This window comes from Streptomyces caelestis (genome assembly GCF_014205255.1).
GTDB lineage: Bacteria > Actinomycetota > Actinomycetes > Streptomycetales > Streptomycetaceae > Streptomyces > Streptomyces caelestis.
Map to the genome: position 1 here is coordinate 1,705,109 of NZ_JACHNE010000001.1, position 22,579 is coordinate 1,727,687.

The window sequence follows — 22,579 nt, forward strand, 5'->3', positions numbered from 1 at the left end:
CCCATCCCAAACGCACAAGTGGGACGCGTCACACCTGAGGCGAGTCGCTGTCGGTGCCGTACGGCATGATGCGTGGCGTGACCGGACGACTGATGCTCCTCGACACCGCCTCCCTGTACTTCCGCGCCTTTTTCGGCGTCCCGGACTCGGTGAAGGCACCGGACGGCACGCCGGTGAACGCCGTGCGCGGGCTGCTCGACTTCATCGACCGCCTGGTCCGGGACCACCGGCCGGACCATCTCGTGGCCTGCATGGACGCCGACTGGCGGCCGCACTGGCGGGTGGAGCTGATCCCCTCCTACAAGGCCCACCGCGTCGCCGAGGAGCACACGGCCGGCCCGGACGAGGAGGAGGTGCCCGACACCCTGTCGCCGCAGGTGCCGGTCATCGAGGCGGTGCTGGACGCGGTGGGCATCGCGCGCGTGGGTGTCGCGGGATACGAGGCCGACGACGTGATCGGCACGTTCACGGCGCGGGCGACGGGCCCGGTCGACATCGTCACGGGCGACCGCGACCTGTACCAGCTGGTGGACGACGCGCGCGGGGTGCGCGTGCTGTACCCGCTGAAGGGCGTGGGCACGCTGCAGCTCACCGATGAGGCATGGCTCCGTGGGAAGTATGGGGTCGACGGCAGGGGGTACGCGGATCTGGCCCTGCTGCGCGGCGACCCCAGCGACGGCCTGCCGGGCGTGCCGGGCATCGGCGAGAAGACGGCCGCCAAGCTGCTGGCCGAGTACGGCGACCTGGCCGGGATCATGGCGGCGGTCGACGACCGGGGGTCGAAGCTGACGCCGACGCAGCGCAGGCGGCTGGACGAGTCGCGCCCGTATCTGGCGGTCGCGCCGAAGGTGGTCCGGGTCGCGGACGACGTGCCGCTGCCGGACGTCACGACGGTGCTGCCGCGGACGCCGCGCGACCCGGCGGAGCTGGAGGTACTGGCGGCTCGCTGGGGACTGGGCGGGTCACTGGAGCGCCTGCTGACGACGCTTTCGGCGTGACCCGTGCGGGGGGCCGTTGGCCTTGCTGAGGCCGGTGGCCCTCAGCAATTCCTCATACGGGAGGTGTTGAGTGGGGGGCGAGGTGCTAACTTAGGTAAGCCTAACTACACGAATCAGGGAGGCCCTCATGGCAGAGCGACCGGGACGCCAGCCGCGCAAGCAGCACTCCGCTCAGGTCGTCCGCACCGAGCGGCTGACGCCGCACATGCAGCGTGTGGTGCTCGGCGGCGAGGGCCTCGCCGACTTCACGGCGGGCAGCTGCACCGACCACTATGTGAAGCTGCTGTTCCCACCCGAGGGCGTGACCTATCCGGAACCCTTCGACATGCAGCGCATCCGCGAGGAACTGCCGCGCGAACAGTGGCCGGTGACCCGGACGTACACGGTGCGTCAGTGGGACGCCGAACACCGCGAGCTCACCCTGGACTTCGTCATCCACGGCGACGAGGGCCTGGCCGGCCCGTGGGCGGCGCGCGTCCAGCCGGGCGAGACCGTGTGGTTCATGGGCCCCGGCGGGGCGTACGCGCCCGACCCGGGAGCCGACTGGCATCTGCTCGTCGGCGACGAGAGCGCGCTGCCCGCGATCGCCCGCTCCCTGGAGGCACTGCCGCGCGGGGCCAGGGCGTACGCCTTCGTGGAGATCTCCGGCCCCGAGGAGGAGCAGAAGATCGACTCGGAGGTGGAGGTCGTCTGGCTGCACCGCGGTGACCGGACGCCCGGCGAGGCGCTCGTCGAGGCCGTGCGGGGCCTGGCGTTCCCCGAGGGCCGGGTGCACGCCTTCGTCCACGGCGAGGCGCACTTCGTGAAGGAGCTGCGGAAGCTGCTCCGCGTCGAGCGGAGCGTCCCGCGCGAGGACCTGTCGATCTCCGGTTACTGGCGCCGAGGCCACAACGAGGACGGCTGGCAGGCCTCGAAGCGGGAGTGGAACGCCCGCGTCGAGGCGGAGCAGGAGCGCTCCCCCGCCGCCTGAGCGACGCGAGCACGTCACTCCGCCCCCGCCCCCGGGACTTGCCGCGGTCAGTCTCCCCGCACGCGCGCGTGCAGATGCATGTCGTGCCAGCCGTCCGGATGCAGGACGGCGCTGCGCTTGGTGCCTTCGAGGGCGAAACCGGTCCGCGAGGCGACACGGCAGGAGGCCTCGTTGCGCACGGCGTGCAGCAGTTCGAGACGGTGGAAACCGATCTCGTCGAACGCCCAGCGGACGAGCGCGGTCGTGGCCCGGGCCGCGACGCCCCGGCCGCGTGCCGCCGGGACGGTCCAGTACGCCACTTCCGCCACGCCGTCGTCGAGCCGTATCTCGCGCAGCGCCACCCGCCCCAGCAGCCGGTCGGAGTCCGCGTCGACGACGGCCCACTGCGCCTCCCGCCCCTCCGCCCACGCCTGATGCCAGTCGCGGATCCACCCGGCGACCTCCTGCTCGGAGTCGGCGGACCGGGCGTGCCACTGGTGCATCACGGGGTCCTGGAAGACCTCGTACACCGCAGGGGCGTCCTCGCTCCGCCAGGGGCGCAGGTGGAGTCCGTCGCCGGTGGCCAGGGTGGGCTGCGGGTGGCCGGTGAGGGCCTTGGGCGTCAGGACCGGGCCGATGAGGAAGGGCATGCCCACATCCTGGCAAGGGGCCGTGCTCGAACCCAGAGGTTTTCCGCCGGTGCCCGCCCGCCTCGTACGCTGGGCCGCGATGAGACGCCGGACCCGCATTCCGCCCGCTCCCCTACCGCAGCACCAGGGGGTGGACCCGGTGCGCGTGCGACTGCCCGCCGCGGGGGCCTGGGCCACGGTGCGTGAGCACTTGGTGGAGCGGCTCTCGGGGGCCGGTGACGGGGTCGTCGACGGGATGTTCGACGCGGGGCAGATCGTCGGGGCGGACGGGCGGGCCGTGCCGGCGGACGCGCCGTACGTGCCCGGGATGTTCGTGTGGTTCCACCGGGAGCTGCCCGCCGAGGTGCCGGTGCCGTTCCCGCTGGAGGTCGTGTACCGGGACGAGCACATCGTCGTCGTCGACAAACCCCACTTCCTCGCCACCACCCCGCGCGGCAGCCATGTCGCCGAGACCGCGCTGGCCCGGCTGCGCCGCGAGCTGGGCATCCCGACGCTCGGCGCCGCGCACCGCCTGGACCGGCTCACCGCCGGACTCGTGCTGTTCACTGTGCGCCCCGAGGAGCGCGGCGCCTACCAGACGCTGTTCCGCGACCGGCGGGTGCGCAAGGAGTACGAGGCCGTCGCCCCGTACGCTCCCGGCCTCGCCCTGCCCCGGACCGTGCGCAGCCGGATCGTGAAGGAGCGCGGCGAACTCACCGCCCGGGAGGTGGCGGGCGAGCCCAACGCCGTCAGCCGCGTCGAACTCGTCGAGCACCGCCCGGACGGGTCCGGCGGACTCGCCCGGTACCGGCTCGTGCCCGGCACCGGGCAGACCCACCAACTGCGCGTGCACATGACCGCGCTGGGCGTGCCGATCCTCGGCGACCCGCTCTACCCCGAGGTCACCGCTCCCGTACCGGCCGGTGACTTCCGGCGCCCGCTCCAGCTGCTGGCCCGGGCCCTGGAGTTCACCGACCCGGTCACGGGCGTGGAGCACCGGTTCCGCAGCGGCCGGGTGCTCGCGTCCTGGGCGTCGTACGACCGGTGGGCCGCCGGGACGTACGACGGCCCGTCGGACGGTCAGTAGCCGCGCCACCAGCTCAGGAAGCGCTGCCAGACGCCCTTGCGGCGGGCGGTTTCCTCGGCTGCCGGCGGCGGGAGCGGAGGAACCGGCTGGGACTGCGCCGGAGCCGGTTGCGGCTGCGGCTGCGGCTGTGCGGCGACCGGTGCGGGCTGGGGCTGCGCTTGCGGCTGCGCGATGCCGATCTGCCAGTCCGAGCGCTGGGTGGGGGCCGGCTTGTGGCTCGGCGTCTGCGTCACGTCCTGCGGCGGCTTGGGCGCGAACTGCACCGGCAGTGCCACGAGGTGCCGGGAGGCGATGGAGGCCGTCCAGCGCAGCTCGTCCTCGTCGCAGTCGAGTTCGACGTCCGGCAGCCGCATCAGCAGCGCGTCGACGCCGACGTCGGCGATGGAGCGGCCGATGTCCTGCCCGGGGCACTCGTGCGGGCCGCCGCCGAACGCGAGGTGGGACCGGTTGCCCTGCATGCTGGCCTTCAGGTCCGGCCGCACCCGCGGGTCGACGTTGGCCGGAAGCGGGGCGAAGAGCAGTCCGTCACCCCGGCGGATCCGCTGCCCGCCCAGCTCGGTCTCCTGCTTGGCGAAGTAGGCGAAGACCGTGCTGAACGGCGGCTCGTTCCACAGCGACTGCTCCACCGCCTCCGGCACCGTCATCTGGCCACCGTTGAGCTGGGCCCGGAAGCGCGGGTCGATCAGCACCGTGAGCAGCACGTTGGACAGCAGGTTGGTGGTGGCCTCGTAGGCGGCGAAGAGCACCAGGCGCAGGTGTTCCCTGACCTCGTCGTCGGTCAGCCGGGCCGGGTGGGTGATCAGGTAGCTGGCGAGGTCCTCCTCCGGCTGGGCGCGGCGCCGGGCGGTCAGCCGGCTCAGGGCGTCCATGACGTAGGAGTGGCTGGTGATCGCCGTCTCGGTGCCCTTGAGCGCGTCACGGGCGGCCTCGACGAGACGGTCGTTGTACTCCTCGGGCATGCCGAGGATCTCGCACATCACGGCCATCGGCAGGTGCTCGGCGAACTGTCCGACGATGTCGGCCTCGCCCTTCTCGCAGAACCGGTTGACGATGGCCTGTGTGCTGCGGTTGATGTACCGGCGCAGACTGCGGAAGTCGATGGTCGAGATGGCGCCCTGGACCGCGCCGCGCAGCCGCTTGTGCTCGTCGCCCTCGGCGTGCGAGGCGATGGGCTGCCAGGCGATGTGCGGCATCAGCGGGTGATCGGGCTTGACCAGGCCGTCCCTGAGCGGGGTCCAGATACGGCTGTCCCGGCAGAACTGCGAGGGCGAGCGCACCATGTGCAGGTTCTCGGCATGGCCGAGCACGATCCACATCGGTACGTCGTCGTGGAGCAGCACGGGCGCCACGGGCCCGTGCTCCTTCCGTAGCTGCTCGTACAGCGCCGGCAGGTCGTCCGACTCGTGCAGCCGGTGCAGTCCCCCGGGCCCGAGGCCGTGCGCGGGGCAGCCGGGGGGCGGGCCGGTCCGGGGGGCGTCCGTACCGGTCGGGGCGTGGGATTCAGGCGTCACAGTGGTCGCTCCGAAACTGAGGTGAATCCAGGTGTACGGGGGAAGGTGGGGCGGGCGTGGACACGGGATCAGGTGCGCGAGCCCGTCATGGCGAGCGAGTGCAGGAAACGCATCAGGGTGATCAGGACGTCACGGCTGGAGGCCCGCCGCCGCACGTCGCACTCGATGATCGGGATGTCCGGCGTGAGGTCGAGGGCCGTGCGCAGCTCCTCGGTGGCGTAACGGGGAGCGTCGGGGAAGGAGTTGACGGCGACCACGAACGGCACGCCGCGCTCCTCCAGGCGCCCCATCACGTCGAAGCTGACCTCCAGCCGACGGGTGTCGATCAGCACCACCGCGCCGAGCGCGCCCTCGAACAGGCCGTTCCACAGGAACCAGAAGCGCTGCTGGCCGGGTGTGCCGAAGAGGTACAGCACGAGTTGCTCGGTGATGCTGATCCGCCCGAAGTCCATGGCCACGGTGGTGGCCGTCTTGGACGCGGAACCGAAGTTGTCGTCGACACCGATGCCTGCCTGCGTCATGGTCTCCTCGGTGGTCAGCGGTGTGATCTCGCTGACGGAGCCGACCATGGTCGTCTTGCCGACGCCGAAGCCACCCACGATCACGATCTTGGCCGCGGTCTGTGCCGTGTGGGGCAACTGGTCCTCGGCCCGGGGGCCCGGGATGGTGTCAGAGCCTTTGAAGTCCATTCATCACCGCTTCGAGGAGGGAACGGTCGGTGCGCTGCTTGCGGACGATCGGGGCGCGCGCCTGCACCAGTTCCGCCGTCAGCAGCTCGGTGAGCAGCACGCCCATCGCGCTGTACGGCAGGTTGAGGTAGGCCGACAGCTCGGCCACGGACAGGGGGGCGGCGCAGAGCCGGAGCACCGCCGCCTGCTCGGGAGAGGCGGAGGGCGGCGGGTCTGTGGCACGCGCCACGATTAACGTCACCAGGTCGAGCTCGGCCCGTTCACCGTCCGGGCCGGCCACCACGTACATCCGCTCGGGGTTCCTGACCTTCCCCTCGTCCTCCTGGGGCGGGGACGGTTCCGGTGCGGGGTCGCGCCTCTGGCGTTGCGGAGGCGTCATACGATCTGCCCGTTCCGCCGGGGCGGAGTGGTGAGATGGCCGCCGATCCGGACGACCAGATCGCGCATCATCGCGCTCATCCGGCCGGGTTCGCACCGCACGTCGGAGAGGACCGCGAGGAAGGCGTTGGCTCCGGCACTCATCAGGTAGAAGTAGCCACGGTCGATTTCGATCATGACGAGCTTCATACCGCCGTCGCCGACGGTGAGTTCCTGGCAGATGCTGCTCGCGAGGGACTGCAGGCCGGCGCAGGCCGCGGCGACCCGGTCGGCCGCGTCGGGCTCGCCGCCGTGGCGGGCGATGCGCAGACCGTCGGCCGAGAGCACCACGATCATCTCGATGCCCGGCACGCCGTCGGCGAGCTGCTTGAGCATCCAGTCGAAGTTGCCTCGCTGCTGGATCACTTGAGGTCCCCCTCGTCGCCGGCCTCGGTGGGGGCCGGGTCGTTGATCAGGTGCAGGTACTTGGTCGGGTTCCGGATGAAGTCGGTCGGGTGGGTGCCGGGTTCGATGCCCTGCTTGAGTCCCTCCCAGAAGGCCTCCAGACCCTTGCCGGGGGCGTCGGGTGCGCTCATGTCGCGCAGGGGTTTGGGCTCGGGCTCCGCCACCGCCGCCCAGGGGTTGTACTCGCCCCGTTCGGCGGCCTCCCGGTCGGCCTTCTCGTTGGCGGCCTGCTGGGCGAGTCGCTCGGCGAGCGGCGTCTTCACCCTGCTGCGGCGCTGCGGCAGGCCGTTCGGCGTCCACTCGGTGACCTCGGGAACGTCGTCGTCCTCCAGGGAGACCGTTGCGGGGATTTTCGGGCTGGTGGGGCGGCGCTTCTTGGGCGTACGCTTCGGCCCCTCGGGGATGCCGACCGTCATGGGGATGCCGGTGGCGCCGATGCCGTGCGCGAGTCCGACACCGGGCTCGTGGGTGATCATCTCGCTCGGCACGATGAGGATGGCGCGGACGCCGCCGTACGCGGAGGCGCGCAGCGAGACCTGCATGTTGTACGCCGTGCAGAGGCGGCCCACGACGGCGAGGCCGAGGCGCGGGTGCTCGCCGATGTCCTGCAGGTCGACGCCCGCCTTGGCGGCCTCCAGCATGCCCTCGATCCGGGCGCGTGCCTCCTCGTTGAGGTTGACACCGCCGTCCTCGATCTCGATGCACACACCGGTCTGCACCTCGGTGGCGGTGACGTGCACCTTCGTCTGCGGCGGCGAGTAGCGCGTGGCGTTGTCGAGGAGCTCGGCGGCGGCGTGGATGACCGGCTCGACGTAGATGCCCTTGACGCTGACCTTGGCGATGGAGGACAGCTGGATGCGCCGGTACTCCAGGATGCGGGACATCGCGCCGCGCAGCGTGCTGTACAGGGACACCGGCTCGGGCCACTGCCGTCCGGGGCGGCCGCCGCCGAGGACGGAGACGGAGTCGGCGAGGCGGCCGATCAGGGCGTTGCCGTGGTCGATGCGCAGCAGGTCGTCGAAGACCTCCGGGTTGCGGCCGTGGTCCTCCTCCATCTCCCGGAGCTCCTCGGCCTGCTGGTGGATGATCGCCTGCACGCGGCGGGCGACACTGACGAAGGAGCGCGCGGCGGCGTCACGCATGGTCACTTCGCGGTCGACGATCTTGAGCACCGTCAGGAGCGTCTCGGTCTGCGGGGCGGGAAGGTCGCGGTATTCGGGGTTGGCCAGGCCGAGCTTGCGAATCACCTCCCTGGGGGATTCCCCGGTGCTCAGCAGCTGGAGCGCCGCGGGGATGATCTCCCCCGAGAAGCGGACCAACTCCTGCTCGTGGGCGGCGATCCGCTGTTCCAGATACGCGCTGTGCCGGGCGTGCTCGGCCCGCTGCTTGCGCAGGGCACGGCCGCGGCGCACCGCCTCGGCCGCCGTCGCGATCACCAGCACGGTGGCGATGCCACCGCACCAGCCGACGGCGAGCCGGGCCGGCGCCGTCACCAGGGCGACAGCGGCTCCGGTCACCGCGGCCATCGCTATGGCGGGCAGCAGCAGCACGCGCGCGGAGGGAAGTTCAGCGCGACCGGGAGGGGATTGAACACTCACCATGTGGGCCTTCTGAAAGGAGTCGGCTGGGGTTCGGAAGGACGTGCAAGGGGGTATGTCATGAAGCTGTAGGACTCTTCCGCACATTGGGGAACAAGCGCACGAATTCATCTCAAGACGGTGCGCTGCGGGCGAGCTTAGTCCGACCGGATCATCGTCATGTCATATTCAGCAACTGCCGGAAACCGGTCGCGAAGGGATAGTACGCTCGGCCATTTGCACGCTGCGACACCGTTCGAATACGAACCGTAGCGAAGAACAGGCATACGAAAGTCCCTCACCGTCACGGGTGAGGGACCTTCAGGACAACGTGCCTTCAGGGGCGCGGGGCTGTGCCGACTTGCGGCTCCGCCGCGGGGCGCGAGCAACCACACACAACCGGCACCCGCGCAACAAGCTCACCCCACCGACGAGTAGGCGACAACTCCCCGCAGCAACAGATCAACGGCCTTACGGGCGTTCTTCACCACTGAAGACCCCTGCGGAGCCGCCGCCGCGACCTGCCCCAGCACATCGATGACCTGCTTGCACCACCGCACGAAGTCCCCCGCCGGCATCTCCGCCTCGCGCAGCACCTCGTCGAGCCCCTTCCCGGAGGCCCACATGTACGCGGCCCAGGCGAACCCCAGGTCCGGCTCACGCTGCCCGACACCTTCGGTCTGGCTGATCCGGAACTCCTCCTCGAGGGCGTCCAGCCGCCCCCAGATCCGTACCATCTCGCCCAGCGCGGCCTTGGCGTTCCCGGACGGCAGCTTCGGTGCCAGCGCGTCGTCCCCGACGCGCGCCTCGTACACCAACGCCGAGACGCACCCGGCCAGTTCGGCCGGGCCGAGCCCCTCCCAGACGCCCTCGCGCAGACACTCGCTGGCGAGCAGGTCCAGCTCGCCGTACAGCCGCGCGAGCCGCTTGCCGTGCTCGGTGACCTCGTCGCCGCGCAGGTAGTCCATCTCGGTCAGCAGCGCCACGATCCGGTCGAACGTCCGCGCGATCGTGTTCGTACGGCCCTCGATGCGCCGCTCCAGCTGCGAGGTGTCCCGCAGCAGCCGGTGGTAGCGCTCGGCCCAACGGGCATGGTCCTCGCGGTCGTTGCAGCCGTGGCAGGGGTGCGCGCGCAGCGCCGTCCGCAGCCGGGCGATCTCGCGGTCGTCGGCCGCCTGGGAGCGCCGTTTGCGGTGCCGGTCGGCCGGGATGTGCCCGGCCTTGGTGCGCAGCGCGGACGCGAGGTCCCGACGGGACTGCGGAGAACGGGGGTTGAAGGACTTCGGGATCCGCATCCGCTCCAACGGCTCGACCGGCACCGGGAAGTCGATGGACGCCAGCCGCTTCACCTGCCGCTCGGCGGTCAGCACCAGCGGGCGCGGCCCGTCGTGGTGCTCGAAACCGCGGTGGCCGTTCGAACGGCCCGCGGGCAGGCCCGGGTCCAGCACCAGCGCCAGGCCCGCGTACTTGCCGGTGGGCACATGGATGACGTCACCGGGCTTCAGCTTCTCCAGCGAGACGGCGGCCTCCGCGCGCCGCTGTGCCGCGCCCTGCCGGGCCAGCTCGTTCTCCCGGTCCTTCAGTTCGCGGCGCAGCCGCGCGTACTCCTCGAAGTCGCCGAGGTGGCAGGTCATGGAGGCCTTGTAGCCCTCCAGCCCTTCCTCGTTGCGCTGCACCTGCCGGGAGATGCCGACGACCGACTTGTCCGCCTGGAACTGCGCGAAGGACGTCTCCAGCAGCTCGCGCGAGCGGTGCCGGCCGAACTGCTCGACCAGGTTGACCGCCATGTTGTACGACGGCTTGAAGCTGGACCGCAGCGGATATGTGCGCGTGCCGGCCAGGCCCGCCAGATGCTCGGGGTTCATGCCGCGCTGCCAGAGCACGACGGCGTGGCCCTCGACGTCGATGCCGCGCCGGCCGGCCCGCCCGGTCAGCTGTGTGAACTCGCCCGGGGTGATGTCCGCGTGCTGCTCGCCGTTCCATTTGACGAGCTTCTCCAGCACCACCGAGCGGGCGGGCATGTTGATGCCGAGGGCGAGGGTCTCGGTCGCGAACACGGCCTTGACCAGGCCGCGCACGAACAGCTCCTCGACGACCTCCTTGAAGGTCGGCAGCATGCCCGCGTGATGGGCGGCGATGCCGCGCTCCAGGCCCTCCAGCCACTCGTAGTAGCCCAGGACGTGCAGGTCCTCGTGCGGGATGGAGGCCGTGCGCTCCTCGACGAGCGCGCGGACCCGCTGGCGCGCCTCCTCGTCGTTGAGCCTGAGGCCCGCGTACAGACACTGCTGGACGGCGGCCTCGCAGGCGGCGCGGCTGAAGATGAAGGTGATGGCGGGCAGCAGCCCCTCGGCGTCGAGCCGCTCGATGACCTCCGGCCGGCTCGGCGTCCACACCCGGGAGCGCTGCCTGCGCTCCCGCTCGCGGTCGGCCTCGCGCAGCCGGCCGCGCCGGCGGTCCTGGTACGACGGCCGGGTCGCCTCCATGCGCGCCATGCGGGTGAGGTCGGGGTTGACGGCCTTCTTGTGGCCCTCGCCCTCCTCGAACAGGTCGTACATCCGCCGCCCGGCCAGCACATGCTGGAACAGCGGCACGGGCCGGTGCTCGGAGACGATCACCTCGGTGTCGCCGCGGACCGTGTCGAGCCAGTCACCGAACTCCTCGGCATTCGACACGGTCGCCGAGAGGGAGACGAGCGTGACCGACTCGGGGAGGTGGATGATCACCTCTTCCCATACGGCTCCCCGGAAGCGGTCGGAGAGGTAGTGCACCTCGTCCATGACCACGTAGCCGAGGCCCAGAAGCGTCTGCGAACCGGCGTACAGCATGTTCCGCAGCACCTCGGTGGTCATCACGACCACCGGGGCGTCGGAGTTGACGCTGTTGTCGCCGGTGAGCAGGCCCACCTTGTCCGTGCCGTAGCGGCGGCACAGATCGGCGTACTTCTGGTTCGACAGCGCCTTGATGGGCGTGGTGTAGAAGCACTTCTTGCCCTGCTGGAGGGCGAGGTGGACGGCGAACTCGCCGACGATCGTCTTGCCGGAGCCGGTGGGCGCGGCGACCAGCACGCCCTTCCCCGCCTCGAGCGCCTGGCAGGCCTCGATCTGGAAGGGGTCGAGGCCGAAGTCGTACATCTCGCGGAAGGAGGCGAGCGCGGTGGCCTGCTCGGCAGCGCGCCTACGGGCTGCCGCGTACCGCTCGGCCGGTGAGAGATCCTCTGTCATCGTGCTTTCGAGCGTACCGGGCCGCACTGACAACAGGACGATCATTATCCGGATCCGTTCCTGTGAAACCGGAGATCGGCGCAGCTCAGGGGCAGCACGGCTCAGGGGCCGACGACCCGCACGCCCCCGCGCACGCAGCGCGCGCTCAGCGGAAGCCGGCCCAGCGGCTCCCCGTCGGCGTACCCGGTGATCCCCTCGGCGGCGATCTCGACCCGCGCCGCCCGCAGCACGGTCACCTTCGGATGCTCGACGTGCGTCCCCCGGTACACCCGCGGAAACACCCGCAGCAGCGTCGTACGGTCGCAGTCCCCGACGACGGTGATGTCGAACAGCCCGTCGGTCAGGTCGGCGCCGGGACAGATCCGCATGCCGCCGCCGTACGACGATCCGTTGCCGACGGCGACGAGGGTCGCCTCGACCTCACGGATCTCGCCGTCGTCGAGCCGGATCCGGTACGGGACGGGCCGGAACGCGGCGAGTTCGGCGATCATCGCGAGGTCGTACTTGAAGCGGCCGACGGGCCACCGCATGCGGTTGCCCCGATCGGTGACCCGGGAGTCGAAGCCGGAGGCGAGGACCGTGCCGAACCAGCGGTCCCCCGCCAGACCGAGGTCGATGTCGCGGAGCCGGCCGCGCTTGAGGGCGTCGGCGATCATGCGGCCCGCGGCGGCCGGCTCGCGCACGGGCAGACCGAGGGCGCGAGCGAAGTCGTTGCCGGTGCCGACGGCGACCAGGCCGAGCGGGGTGTTCGTGCCCGCGACCGCTCGCAGCGCCAGCTGCGCCATGCCGTCACCGCCGACGGCTATCAGCGCTCCGGTGCCGCCCGCGACGGCGGCACGCGCGCGCGTGAGGGCGTCCGCGGCGTCCTCCCCGAGCACCGTGCGCACCGAGAAACCGGCCGCCCGCAGAGCGGAAGCGGCCGGCTGCGCCGCGCGGGCGCCCCGGCCGCGGCCCGCGGTGGGGTTGACGAAAAGGGTGATCTCGCTGGTCACGCGACCGACCCTATGAGCTGGCTGCCGATCTTCAGGTCACGTCGTCATAACCGTTGACCCGGTCCGTGCGCTCCGCGCCCGCCTGCTCGGGCAGGGCGGCGCGGCTGGTGGTCACGGGCTCGATCTCGCCGATGTCGTCAGGGGTGAGGTCCAGCTCGGAGGCCTCGTCGTCGTCGGGGCCGAGGGCCTCGCGGCGGCTGCGGCGGCGGTCGTTGAGCAGCGAGACGAGCACGGCACCGAAGTACAGGATCCAGATCGGCCCGGCGAGCGCCAGCATGGTCAGCGGGTCGGTGCTCGGCGTGGCGATGGCCGCGAAGACGGTGATGCCCATGATCATGCCGCGCCACCAGCCGAGCATGCGCTTGCCAGTGATCGCGCCGGTGGCGTTGAGCATGACCAGCAGCAGCGGCAGCTCGAACGAGAGGCCGAAGACGAGCACCATCCGCATGACCAGGTCGAGCAGGTCGTCCAGCGGGAGGAGGTTGGACGTGCCGCCCGGGGTGAATTCGAGCAGCACCTTCGCGGTGGTGGGAAGGACCGTGTACGCGAAGTAGGCACCGACGATGAACAGCGGGGCGCCCGTGCCGACGAAGGCGTAGGCGTACTTCTTCTCGTGCCGGTGCAGTCCGGGGGCGATGAAGGCCCACAGCTGGTAGAGCCAGACCGGCGAGGCCAGCACGACACCGGCCATCAGCGACACCTTCAGCGCCAGCGTGAAGGGGGTGAGCAGACCGTTGATGGTGATCTGCGCACACGGCTTCGAGCCCGCCCGCGACCTGGCCAGTTCCGCGAAGGTCTTGTCACAGCCGACCGAGTCGAGGATCGGCTTGGTGATCAAGTTGATGATGTCGTTGTAGAAGAAGGCGGCGAAGACCGTGACGACGACGATCGCCAAAATCGCCTTCGCGAGCCGGTTGCGGAGTTCGCGAAGGTGCTCCGCGAGGGGCATCCGCCCCTCGGGATCCTTCTCCTGCTTGCGGGCAGACTTCAGCAACCCACGTTCCCATCTCGTGCGGCGGGCCGGAGGTCACCGGCCCTGCGTCAGCGCTTGGTCGTGTCCGTCGGCTCGTTGACCGGGCGCGAGCTGGTCACGTCACCGGGGGCGGCCTGGATGGTGCGCTGCGAGGGCTGCTCGTCGTCGTTGGGCGGGCCGGCCGGGGTCGTGGACGACTTGTTCTCGTCCTTCATCGCCTTGGCCTCGCTCTTGAGGATGCGGGCCGACTTGCCGAGCGACCGAGCCATGTCCGGAAGCTTCTTCGCGCCGAACAGCAGGATGATGACGACGAGGATGAGAATGATCTCGGGGGCTCCGAGCCTTCCGAACATAAGTCTTTACCTTCTCACCGAGGCGGCTGTGGTGGGGTGCTGTCCGACCGGTCGGACATATGTCCGAACGGTCGTGTCGACAGCGATCGTAACGCTCGGGGGTAAACGTGAGGCAATCCCTCTGCATCCCCCGTGCGTACTCCCGTCCGCGGCCAGTGCCTCGTTAACCGGGCCGCGACCAGCAGCGTACCTGTCCGAACCGCCGAGGTGACAGGGCGAAGTGTCCCAAAGCCCGACTCACAGCCGCCCGCCGGACAGCTCACAGGGCGTCCGCGGACCGGGCCGCGCTCTCCGCCGCCCGCTCCAGGTCCTCCGCGGCCCGGCTGATACGGCGCGCCGAGTCCGTGACCTGGCTGCCCAGACGCTGTGCCTCGACGAAGACCCGCACGGCGAGCACCCCGAGCACGGCGAGACCCACGAATCCCACGGCAATCGCGAACATCGGCCAGAACATGACGCCGAGCCTAGACCCTCCTGGAACGTCGAACGGCACGACCCTCTACACGGTCGAATGCAGCCGCAGGGTCCGCACGCCGCCGCCGGTCAGCAGCTCCACGATCCGCTCCCCCGCGGGCTTGCGGACGGACGCGCCGCACTCCGGGCAGGTGAAGGAGTAGAAGGTGGTGCGGCTCGTGGCGCCGATGGCGAGGCGCAGGGCACCAGCGGTGAGCTCGAAGCGCTCCCGGCAGTCCGGGCAGCCCGCCCGGAACACCACCGGGGACACGCTTCTCATCCCGGCGAACGCGGACTCCACCGTCACACCCATCGCACCGGACGTCACCGACTCGCTCACAGCCCTGACTCCTCTTTCTCGGGTCGTTCGCCTTCGGGGCATCCGGGCGGCGCCGGTGCGGGCCGGCACGCCACCAGCGCCGCCCGGGTCCGCTCCCCGGCAGCACGGCGGTGCCGGGGGACGGCCCTGGCCTGCCGTCGGCGCCGAGCGCACCCGCGGCTCACGCGCGCCTGCCGTCCGGCCCGTCCGCCACCGCATGGGGCCCGTGCGCCTCGACCGCCTCCACCGCCCCGGCCGCCGCCACCGCCTCGATCCCGTCGTACGCCGCCAGCGCCTCGCGGGCCGCCTGCCGGGCGCTGTCCGCCAGCTCGGGCGGCGACACGATACGGCCGTCGCGCCCGAGCCGCAGCGCCAGGCGCCGCAGCGACGCCGGCTCGGGGGTCCGCAGAGTGATACGCAGCCCGCCGTCCGGAAGCTCGTCCGCACTGTCGTGCGGGTAGTACTCGGCGACCCAGCGGCCGCCGGGCCCGACCTCGACCACGACCTCCGGATCCTCGGCGGCGGGCTGCACCAGCGCCTCCGACAGGTCCCGCAGCTCGATCTCCGGCGGCGCCGACGGCTCGTCCAGGATCTTGATCTCGGCGACCCGGTCCAGCCGGAAGGTGCGGCGTGCCTCCGAGCGGCGGCACCAGGCCTCGACGTACGTGTGCCCGACGCTGACCAGGCGGATCGGGTCGATCTCCCGCTCGGTGACCTCGTCGCGTGCGGGCGAGTAGTAGCGGATCCACAGCCGGCGGCGCTCGGCGATCGCCCGGTCGACGTCCGCGAAGACCCCGCCCTCGGACTCGAAGGTCACCGACAGCCGCGCGCTGGCGCCCGCCGCCTCGCCGGCCGCGGCCTCCACCTTGGCCGTCGCCCGCAGCAGCGCCTGCCGGTCGCTCTCGCGCAGTCCGGGCAGCGTGGCCACGGCCCGGGCGGCGACGAGCAGGGCGGTGGCCTCGTCGGCGGCGAGCCTGAGCGGCTCGGCCGCCTCCGCCGCCAGGGCGGCCGGGTTGTGCCACCAGATGCGCTCGCCGTCGGTGTCGATGTCGAGCAGGTCGCCACCGCGGAAGCTGGTGCCGCACATGGGCAGCACGTCGAGGTCGGAGACCAGCTCGTCCTCGGTGATACCGAAGGCGCGCGCGACGTCCTCGACCCGGGCTCCGGGGCGCTCCCTCAGATACGTCACCAGGGAGAGCATGCGTCTGGTCTGGTCGATGGCGTTCACGGGCCTGACCGGTTTGCCTGCCACTGTCTCGTCCGCTCCCCCTCAGCCCTTGGCCACGGCGCGTAGCCGGTCCACCACGTCGGCCCGCAGCTCCGCGGGCTCCAGGACGACCACGTCCGGCCCGAACTCCACCAGCCAGGCGTCCAGCCCGTGGCCGTACGGAATCTCCAACTCGTCCCAGCCGTCACCGAGTTCCCGGACCGAGGTGGCCTTCGCCCGAAGGGGGTACCCCGCGGCCGAGCGCAGCCGGATCCGCGCCGAGCGGTCGGTGATCTCCCCGGCCCAGCTCGCGACGGTCTCACGGACGGTGACGACATCCGGCACGGGAGCGGTGTACCGGCCGACGCGCGAGCGAACCTTGCCGGTGATCCGGGACAGCCGGAAGACCCGCTCGGCTCCCCGGTCGCGGTCCCAGCCCGCCAGGTACCAGTGACCCCGCCAGCACTCCAGCGCCCACGGCTCCACGTGCCGCTGCTCGGGACGGGCGGCGGTGGCCTTGCGGTAGTCGAAGACGACGGGCCTGCGGTCCCGGCAGGCGAGCATCAGCGGTTCGAACGCCGCCTCGTGCACCGGGATGCGCGGCTCCAGGGCGCCGTGCGACCCGTACGGGTCGACGTCCTCGGGGAGTCCCGCCGCGCGCAGCTTCTGGAGGGCGCCGCTGGCGGCGCCGGCGAGCCGGGCCTGCTGCCACACCTTGGCGGCGAGCCCGAGCGCGGCGGCCTCCTCGGCGTCCAGGGTGATGGGCGGGAGGCGGTTGCTGTCACGGCGGGCCAGATAGCCGACCTCGCCGTCGAGGCTCTCGACGGTCTCGATGACCAGTCCCAGTTCGCGCAGGTCGTCCTTGTCGCGCTCGAACATGCGGTTGAAGGAGTCGTCGTTGCCGCCCGCGCCGTTGCCCGGCCCGAAGGCCTCGACGTAGGCCTCGATGGAGTCGCGCAGCTCACGCTTGCTGAGCGGCCGCCGCGTCCCGAGCAGACACAGCGCCAGGTTCATCAGCCGCTCGGCCTTGGCAATGGCCATCGACGCGCTTCGCCTCCCTATGGTGCTTACGAGCGATGACCGTACCGCCACACGGTGGTACGGCAAAGCCGAGGGCCCATGCCCGAACAGGCATGGGCCCCACGTGATCGAGTCTGTTCGGATCTTGCTCAGACCCCGAGCAGGTCGACCACGAAGATCAGCGTCTCGCCGGGCTTGATCAGAGGGGACGGGCTCTGGTTGCCGTAGGCGAGGTGGGCGGGGATGGTCAGCTGGCGGCGGCCGCCGACCTTCATGCCCTGCACACCCTGGTCCCAGCCCTTGATGACCCGGCCGCCGCCCAGCGGGAAGCGGAACGGGGTGCCGCGGTTCCAGCTGGCGTCGAACTCCTCGCCGGTGCTGAAGGAGACACCGACGTAGTGCACGGTGACGGTCTGGCCCGCCTGCGCGACCGGACCGTCGCCTTCCCAGATGTCCTTGATCTCGAGGTCCGCCGGGGGCTCGCCGCCCGGGAAGTCGATCTCGGGCTTGTCGATGCTCACGTCTCTTGCTCCTGCTTGTCTGCGGAAAGGCGAACACGCACAGTCTTACATCCCACGCACGTCACAGCTTCGCGAGGATGTCCACCGAGAAGACCAGGGTGGAGTCCTTCTTGATACCGCTGCCCTGCGGCGGGTTGTCCCCGTAGCCCAGCTTCGGCGGGATGACGATGAGGACGCGGCTGCCGACCTTCTTGCCGGTCAGGCCCTGCGCCCAGCCCTTGACGACCTGCTGGAGCGAGAACGACACGAGCTGCTTGTTGGCGTACGACGAGTCGAACTCCTTGCCGCCGTCCCACAGCACGCCCTTGTACTGCACGAGGACGCTGTCCGCGGCGGCGACCTCCTCGCCGTCACCCTCCAGGACGTACTCCGCCACGAGCTTCTTCGGGGCGGTCGCCTTGGGCACCTCGATGGAAGGCGCCTTGCCGTCGGTGTTGGTGCCGACCTTGGGCAGGTCCGCGTTGCCCTGCGGGACCTCCTTGCCCTTGGCGGAGCTCTTGGCGTTGAACGTGTCCTGCACGTCGACGACGAAGACCAGGGTGTCGGTGCCCTTGATGCCCGCCTGCGGGTTGCCCTGCGAGCCGTAGCCCCAGGTGGGCGGGACGGCCATCTCGACGCGGCTGCCGGCCTTCTTGCCGGCCAGCGCGTACCGCCAGCCGTCGATGATCTGGCCCTGGGTGAGCTGGATGGCCAGGCGGGCCTTGCGGTCGTAGGAGTTGTCGAAGACCTTGGCGGTGTTCCAGACCTGGCCCAGGTAGTGCGCGACGACGAAGTCGTTCTCCGCGATGGTCTTGCCGCTGCCGGCGACCAGGGTCTTCACCGCAAGCTGCTTCGACGGCTCTCCGCCGCCCTTGGCGACCGTCGGCTTCTCGTCGAACTTCGTGCCCGCGGTGACCGCCGGCAGGGGACCGTCGACGATCTTCGGCGGCGGGGCCGCGGACGGGGCCGACGCCGAGGGCGACGGGCTGTCGCTGGCCTTGCTCGAGTCGGACTTGTCGTCGCCGCACGCGGCGAGCGTGGCAAGTCCAGCGGGTACGGAGATGAGAAGTGAGCGTCGGCGCACTGTGGGGGCCTCGTAATCGGTCGATCTCGTGGATGGCGTGCGCGCAACTCTACGGCGTGAGCAGGGCGCCGTACTTGTAACGTACGGCGCCCGTGTGGCGTTCCGGCGATTTCCCCGCCGACGCATTTCCTCACATTCCGGCGATCAGCTTCTCCACCCGGTCGTCCACCGAACGGAACGGGTCCTTGCACAACACGGTGCGCTGCGCCTGGTCGTTGAGCTTGAGGTGAACCCAGTCGACCGTGAAGTCACGGCGCTGTTCCTGGGCGCGCCGGATGAAGTCGCCACGCAGCCGGGCCCGAGTGGTCTGCGGGGGCACCGACTTGCCCTCGAAGATCTTCAAGTCGTTGCAGATGCGCGCCGCCTGGCCCTTCTTCTCGAGCAGGTAGTACAGGCCACGACGGCGGTGGATGTCGTGGTAGGCGAGGTCTATCTGAGCGACCCGCGGGTGCGACATGGTCATGTTGTGCTTGGCCCGGTACCGCTCGAGGAGCTTGTACTTCATGACCCAGTCGATCTCGGTGCCGATGCGGTCGAGGTCCTCGGTCTCGATCGCGTCCAGCGTCCGGCCCCACAGCTCCAGGACCTGCTCGACGGTGCCGGTACGGATGCCGCGGCGCTCGCAGAAGTCCACGGCCTTCTCGTAGTACTCGCGCTGCACCTCCAGGGCGGAGGCCTCGCGCCCGCTGGCCAGGCGGACCTTGCGGCGGCCGGTGATGTCGTGGCTGACCTCGCGGATCGCCCGGATCGGGTTCTCCAGCGTGAGGTCCCGCATCACCGTGCCGGCCTCGATCATGCGCAGCACCAGGTCGGTGGCCCCGACCTTGAGCAGCATGGTCGTCTCGGACATGTTCGAGTCGCCCACGATGACGTGCAGGCGGCGGTAGCGCTCGGCGTCCGCGTGCGGTTCGTCACGCGTGTTGATGATCGGCCGGGAGCGGGTCGTCGCCGAGGAGACGCCCTCCCAGATGTGCTCGGCCCGCTGGCTGACGCAGTACACCGCACCGCGCGGCGTCTGGAGCACCTTGCCCGCGCCGCACAGCAACTGCCGTGTGACCAGGAACGGAATCAGAATGTCCGCGAGCCGGGAGAACTCCCCGTGCCGGGCGACCAGATAGTTCTCGTGGCAGCCGTAGGAGTTGCCCGCCGAATCGGTGTTGTTCTTGAAGAGGTAGACGTCGCCCGCGATTCCCTCCTCGTGCAGGCGTCGTTCGGCGTCCACCAGGAGTCCTTCGAGAATGCGCTCGCCCGCTTTGTCGTGGGTGACCAGTTCGGTCACGTTGTCACATTCGGGTGTGGCGTATTCCGGATGTGAACCCACGTCGAGATAGAGGCGGGCGCCGTTTCGCAGAAAGACATTGCTGCTGCGGCCCCATGACACGACACGGCGGAAGAGGTACCGCGCCACCTCGTCAGGAGACAGGCGGCGCTGTCCCCTGAACGTGCACGTGACGCCGTACTCGTTCTCCAGCCCGAAAATGCGGCGGTCCATGAGGGAACATTACGCCCGATCCCCTGAACTGAAACGGGGTTCGACGGCACGGTTTGGATCATTTTCCCAACCGGCGGCAACCACCGCTCCCCCACCGGGAGCTGCGAGTACCCGTCCTGTGGCGGTCAAAACCAGCAGGGACACGCCGCCCGCGACACCCGGCACGGCGAAGCCCCACAGGGCCCCGCCCGTCTCCACGACGGGCCCCGCGACGCCCGTTCCTACCGAGTGGCCCACGGTGAACGTCGTCACCAGCCAGGAGAACGCCTCGGTGACCGTGCCGCGCGGCGCGTGCCGGTCGACCAGGACGAACGCGCAGGCGATGGCGGGCGCGAGGAAGACTCCGGCGAGCGCGGTCAGCGCCACCATGGGCACCGCGTCCGGCATGAGCATCAGCGGCAGGTAACACACCACCAGAAGGGCCACCAGCACCCTCAGTCGCCGAGCGGGCTCACCGGCCCACTGCCGGGCCCCGTAGACGGAGCCGCCGACCAGCGCCCCGAACCCCAGAGCCGCCATCAGCCAGCCGTACACGACGTCACCGCCGTGCTCGTCCGCGTAGGGCACGGAGGCGACCGTGATGGACCCGAGCGCCATCCCGATGAACAGGAACGCCGCCAGCAGCGCCAGCAGCCCCGCCGAGCGCAGCGCGCCGAGCCAGTGCGCCTCGCGCGGCGCCGACCGCCACGCGCGCGAGGGCGGCGAGACCACGACGGACAGCGCCCCCAGCACCCCGACCACGTTCAGCACGAGCAGCGCGGCCTGGGCGGACCACAGGGACACGCACAGCGTCACGAGCAGCGGCCCGACGGTGAACATCACCTCCTGGGCCACGGCGTCCATGGCGTACGCGGTGTGCACGTGTTCCTCCTTGCGGAGGACGGACGACCACAGAGCCCGCAGCCCGCCCTCCAGGGGCGGCGTGAAGAGCCCGGCGGCGGCCACGGCGGCGTAGGCGAGGGGCAGCGACCCGATCCCGCCGAAGGCGAAGACGGCCATGGCGAGCCCGGAGAGAACGGCCGCCGGCAGCTGTACACGCGGCTGCCCGCGCAGGTCCACGAGCCGGCCCAGCACCGGCTGCCCCACGGCGTTGGCGACGCCGTACACGCCCGCCAGCACCCCCGCGAGGCTGTACGAACCGCCCTCCGCCCGCACGAACAGCAGGATCGCGATGGCCGCCGTGGCGTTGGGCAGCCGGCCCACGAGCGTGCCGACGAGCAGTCGGGCGGCGTGTCGCGCCCGAAGGATCTCCAGGTATCCCGTAGCCATGTCCCCGCCCTAAGTTTTACGTATAACGTCCGCTCCCATACGTACCATGGCCGCTGTTCACGAGTCCAGACGAAGGAGCAGCCCGACGGTGGCACGAGGCAGCACCCGCCCCACGAGCCGGGACGTCGCCCAGGCCGCCGGCGTCTCCCAGGCTGCGGTCTCCCTGGTCCTGGGCGACAAGTGGCACGGCCGCGTCTCGGAGGCAACCGCTCAGCGGGTCCGCGAGGCCGCCCGCGACCTGGGTTACCGGCCGAACCTGGCCGCCCGCAACCTGCGCCTGGGCCGCACCCGCACGGTCCTCCTGGTGGTCCCGGCCCTGACCACCGAGTTCTTCGCCGGCGTCTACACGGGCGCGGCCCGCGTCGCCGCCGAGCACGGCTTCGGCGTGGTCCTCTACCCCTCCCCCGAGGGCATCGGTCCCGCCCGTGACCCCTTCGCCTCGGCCCAGGCCGCTCTGGACGGCGTCATCGCCTCCTCCATGGCCGCGGACGCGCTCACCGCGATCCGCGGGGAGGCACTGCCTCTGGTGATGCTCGACAGCGACCCCGCCGGGAGCCTGGGTGCCGCGACGGTGAACCTGGACATCGCCGACGGTGTCCGCCAGGCCGCGGAACACCTGCTGTCCCTGGGCCATCGCCGGTTCCTCCACCTCGCGGCGGACGTGCCGTCCTGGACCTTCGAGGTTCGCGCCCGGGAGCTGGCGGCCCGCCTGGCCGAGGTGCCCGGTACGTCCGTCCGCACGGCCCGCTCACCGATCTCCATCGAGGGCGCGGTGGCCGCGGCCGAAACCGCCCTCTGCGAGCCCGGCCCCCGCCCGACCGCCGTGATCTGCGACGACGACCAGCTGGCCGCCGGCACGTACAAGGCAGCTCGGCGCCTGGGCCTGGGGGTCCCGGACGACCTGTCGGTCACCGGCCTGGACGATCTGGCCCTGGCCACGGCGATCGACCCGGAACTGACGACGGTCCGCCTGGACGCCGAGCTGTTCGGTGAACGGGGTATGCGGGCGCTGCTGGCCGTCCTGGAGGGCCGCGAGCCCGAGGCCGGGGACATCCCGGTGCGGCTGGTAGTACGGGGCTCTACGGCACCACCAGGCTTGCCGTAGGTGCACGGGTTGCTGCGGGGGCCGGGCGGGCCCGGCAGCAACCCGGCTCGAGCGGCGTGCCGCCGGCCACTGCGGGGCTGGGCGAGCCCCCAACCCCGCGGAGCAGGGCGCCGTCGGCCGCTGCTGGGGCGGGGTGGGCCCGCAATCCGGCGGAGCGGGGCCGCTTGCGCCCACCCGTACCGCCCAAGCGGCACGGCTGCCCGCAGCCAGGCGGGCCACCGGACCCCCGCCACGCCCCGCAGCCGCCTACGGCGAGAAGGGGACGTGTCGGGGGGTGTCCGCCCGCAGCGGTTGGCGCGTCAACGGACGGTTAGTCGGTGTCCGACCCC

22 protein-coding genes are annotated in these 22,579 nt (G+C 71.1%); 4 read left to right on the plus strand and 18 right to left on the minus strand.

Annotated features, from left to right (window positions below):
- Window positions 1–68: 68 nt before the first annotated feature.
- Both HDA41_RS07700 and HDA41_RS07705 read left to right on the plus strand, forming a co-directional pair.
- Complete coding sequence (locus HDA41_RS07700) at window positions 69–998, plus strand: 5'-3' exonuclease (protein ID WP_230299587.1); 930 nt, start codon at window positions 69–71, stop codon at window positions 996–998.
- 127 nt (window positions 999–1,125) lie between these two features.
- Window positions 1,126–1,968: a siderophore-interacting protein gene (locus HDA41_RS07705; RefSeq protein ID WP_184981928.1), complete on the plus strand. Its 843-nt coding sequence runs from the start codon at window positions 1,126–1,128 to the stop codon at window positions 1,966–1,968.
- Window positions 1,969–2,015: 47 nt separating this feature from the next.
- Here the strand turns inward: HDA41_RS07705 and HDA41_RS07710 are convergent, their stop codons facing one another.
- Window positions 2,016–2,597 carry a GNAT family N-acetyltransferase gene (locus HDA41_RS07710; RefSeq protein ID WP_184981930.1) on the minus strand — a complete coding sequence of 194 codons (582 nt, stop codon included), beginning with the start codon at window positions 2,595–2,597 and terminating at the stop codon, window positions 2,016–2,018.
- A 79-nt stretch (window positions 2,598–2,676) separates the two neighbouring features.
- Here HDA41_RS07710 and HDA41_RS07715 point away from each other — a divergent pair, with 79 nt between their 5' ends.
- On the plus strand, window positions 2,677–3,663 hold the full coding sequence (locus tag HDA41_RS07715; protein ID WP_184981932.1) for an RluA family pseudouridine synthase: 987 nt from the start codon (window positions 2,677–2,679) through the stop codon (window positions 3,661–3,663).
- Here HDA41_RS07715 and HDA41_RS07720 read toward each other — a convergent pair.
- The 17 genes from HDA41_RS07720 to HDA41_RS07800 form a co-directional block, all read right to left on the minus strand.
- Entirely contained in the window at window positions 3,657–5,174 is a 1,518-nt protein-coding gene (locus HDA41_RS07720) for a cytochrome P450 (protein ID WP_184981934.1), read from the minus strand. The two genes, HDA41_RS07715 and HDA41_RS07720, sit on opposite strands and share 7 nt — an antisense overlap.
- A 68-nt stretch (window positions 5,175–5,242) precedes the next feature.
- Entirely contained in the window at window positions 5,243–5,863 is a 621-nt protein-coding gene (locus tag HDA41_RS07725) for a GTP-binding protein (protein WP_184981936.1), read from the minus strand.
- Window positions 5,844–6,242, minus strand: coding sequence for a DUF742 domain-containing protein (locus HDA41_RS07730; RefSeq protein WP_184981938.1), 399 nt, complete (start codon window positions 6,240–6,242; stop codon window positions 5,844–5,846). Before HDA41_RS07730 ends, HDA41_RS07725 begins: the two co-directional genes overlap by 20 nt.
- Window positions 6,239–6,646 carry a roadblock/LC7 domain-containing protein gene (locus HDA41_RS07735; protein ID WP_184981940.1) on the minus strand — a complete coding sequence of 136 codons (408 nt, stop codon included), beginning with the start codon at window positions 6,644–6,646 and terminating at the stop codon, window positions 6,239–6,241. The genes HDA41_RS07730 and HDA41_RS07735 overlap by 4 nt, the downstream gene beginning before the upstream one ends.
- Window positions 6,643–8,286, minus strand: coding sequence for a sensor histidine kinase (locus HDA41_RS07740; RefSeq protein ID WP_184981941.1), 1,644 nt, complete (start codon window positions 8,284–8,286; stop codon window positions 6,643–6,645). Before HDA41_RS07740 ends, HDA41_RS07735 begins: the two co-directional genes overlap by 4 nt.
- A gap of 395 nt (window positions 8,287–8,681) precedes the next feature.
- On the minus strand, window positions 8,682–11,528 hold the full coding sequence (locus HDA41_RS07745; RefSeq protein WP_184981943.1) for a DEAD/DEAH box helicase: 2,847 nt from the start codon (window positions 11,526–11,528) through the stop codon (window positions 8,682–8,684).
- Window positions 11,529–11,584: 56 nt separating this feature from the next.
- Entirely contained in the window at window positions 11,585–12,475 is an 891-nt protein-coding gene (locus HDA41_RS07750; RefSeq protein ID WP_184981945.1) for a diacylglycerol kinase, read from the minus strand.
- A 31-nt stretch (window positions 12,476–12,506) separates the two neighbouring features.
- Window positions 12,507–13,469 (minus strand): twin-arginine translocase subunit TatC, encoded by a 963-nt coding sequence (gene tatC / locus HDA41_RS07755; protein WP_184981947.1) that lies wholly within the window; start codon window positions 13,467–13,469, stop codon window positions 12,507–12,509.
- A gap of 47 nt (window positions 13,470–13,516) precedes the next feature.
- Window positions 13,517–13,801: a Sec-independent protein translocase subunit TatA gene (gene tatA / locus HDA41_RS07760; RefSeq protein ID WP_184981949.1), complete on the minus strand. Its 285-nt coding sequence runs from the start codon at window positions 13,799–13,801 to the stop codon at window positions 13,517–13,519.
- Between the two features lie 259 nt (window positions 13,802–14,060).
- Window positions 14,061–14,255: a hypothetical protein gene (locus tag HDA41_RS07765; RefSeq protein ID WP_184981951.1), complete on the minus strand. Its 195-nt coding sequence runs from the start codon at window positions 14,253–14,255 to the stop codon at window positions 14,061–14,063.
- Between the two features lie 45 nt (window positions 14,256–14,300).
- Entirely contained in the window at window positions 14,301–14,594 is a 294-nt protein-coding gene (locus HDA41_RS07770) for a hypothetical protein (RefSeq protein WP_184981953.1), read from the minus strand.
- Window positions 14,595–14,754: 160 nt separating this feature from the next.
- Window positions 14,755–15,825: a helix-turn-helix transcriptional regulator gene (locus tag HDA41_RS07775; protein ID WP_184981955.1), complete on the minus strand. Its 1,071-nt coding sequence runs from the start codon at window positions 15,823–15,825 to the stop codon at window positions 14,755–14,757.
- An 18-nt stretch (window positions 15,826–15,843) separates the two neighbouring features.
- On the minus strand, window positions 15,844–16,821 hold the full coding sequence (locus HDA41_RS07780; protein ID WP_184981957.1) for a helix-turn-helix transcriptional regulator: 978 nt from the start codon (window positions 16,819–16,821) through the stop codon (window positions 15,844–15,846).
- Between the two features lie 128 nt (window positions 16,822–16,949).
- Window positions 16,950–17,321 carry an FKBP-type peptidyl-prolyl cis-trans isomerase gene (locus tag HDA41_RS07785; RefSeq protein WP_010045336.1) on the minus strand — a complete coding sequence of 124 codons (372 nt, stop codon included), beginning with the start codon at window positions 17,319–17,321 and terminating at the stop codon, window positions 16,950–16,952.
- Window positions 17,322–17,382: 61 nt separating this feature from the next.
- Window positions 17,383–18,384: an FKBP-type peptidyl-prolyl cis-trans isomerase gene (locus HDA41_RS07790; RefSeq protein ID WP_184981959.1), complete on the minus strand. Its 1,002-nt coding sequence runs from the start codon at window positions 18,382–18,384 to the stop codon at window positions 17,383–17,385.
- Between the two features lie 130 nt (window positions 18,385–18,514).
- Complete coding sequence (gene pafA / locus HDA41_RS07795; RefSeq protein WP_119101884.1) at window positions 18,515–19,876, minus strand: Pup--protein ligase; 1,362 nt, start codon at window positions 19,874–19,876, stop codon at window positions 18,515–18,517.
- Between the two features lie 9 nt (window positions 19,877–19,885).
- Window positions 19,886–21,145: an MFS transporter gene (locus tag HDA41_RS07800; RefSeq protein WP_184981962.1), complete on the minus strand. Its 1,260-nt coding sequence runs from the start codon at window positions 21,143–21,145 to the stop codon at window positions 19,886–19,888.
- Between the two features lie 46 nt (window positions 21,146–21,191).
- Between HDA41_RS07800 and HDA41_RS07805 the strand changes: the two genes are divergently transcribed.
- On the plus strand, window positions 21,192–22,250 hold the full coding sequence (locus HDA41_RS07805) for a LacI family DNA-binding transcriptional regulator (protein WP_184981964.1): 1,059 nt from the start codon (window positions 21,192–21,194) through the stop codon (window positions 22,248–22,250).
- The last annotated feature ends 329 nt before the right edge of the window (window positions 22,251–22,579 follow it).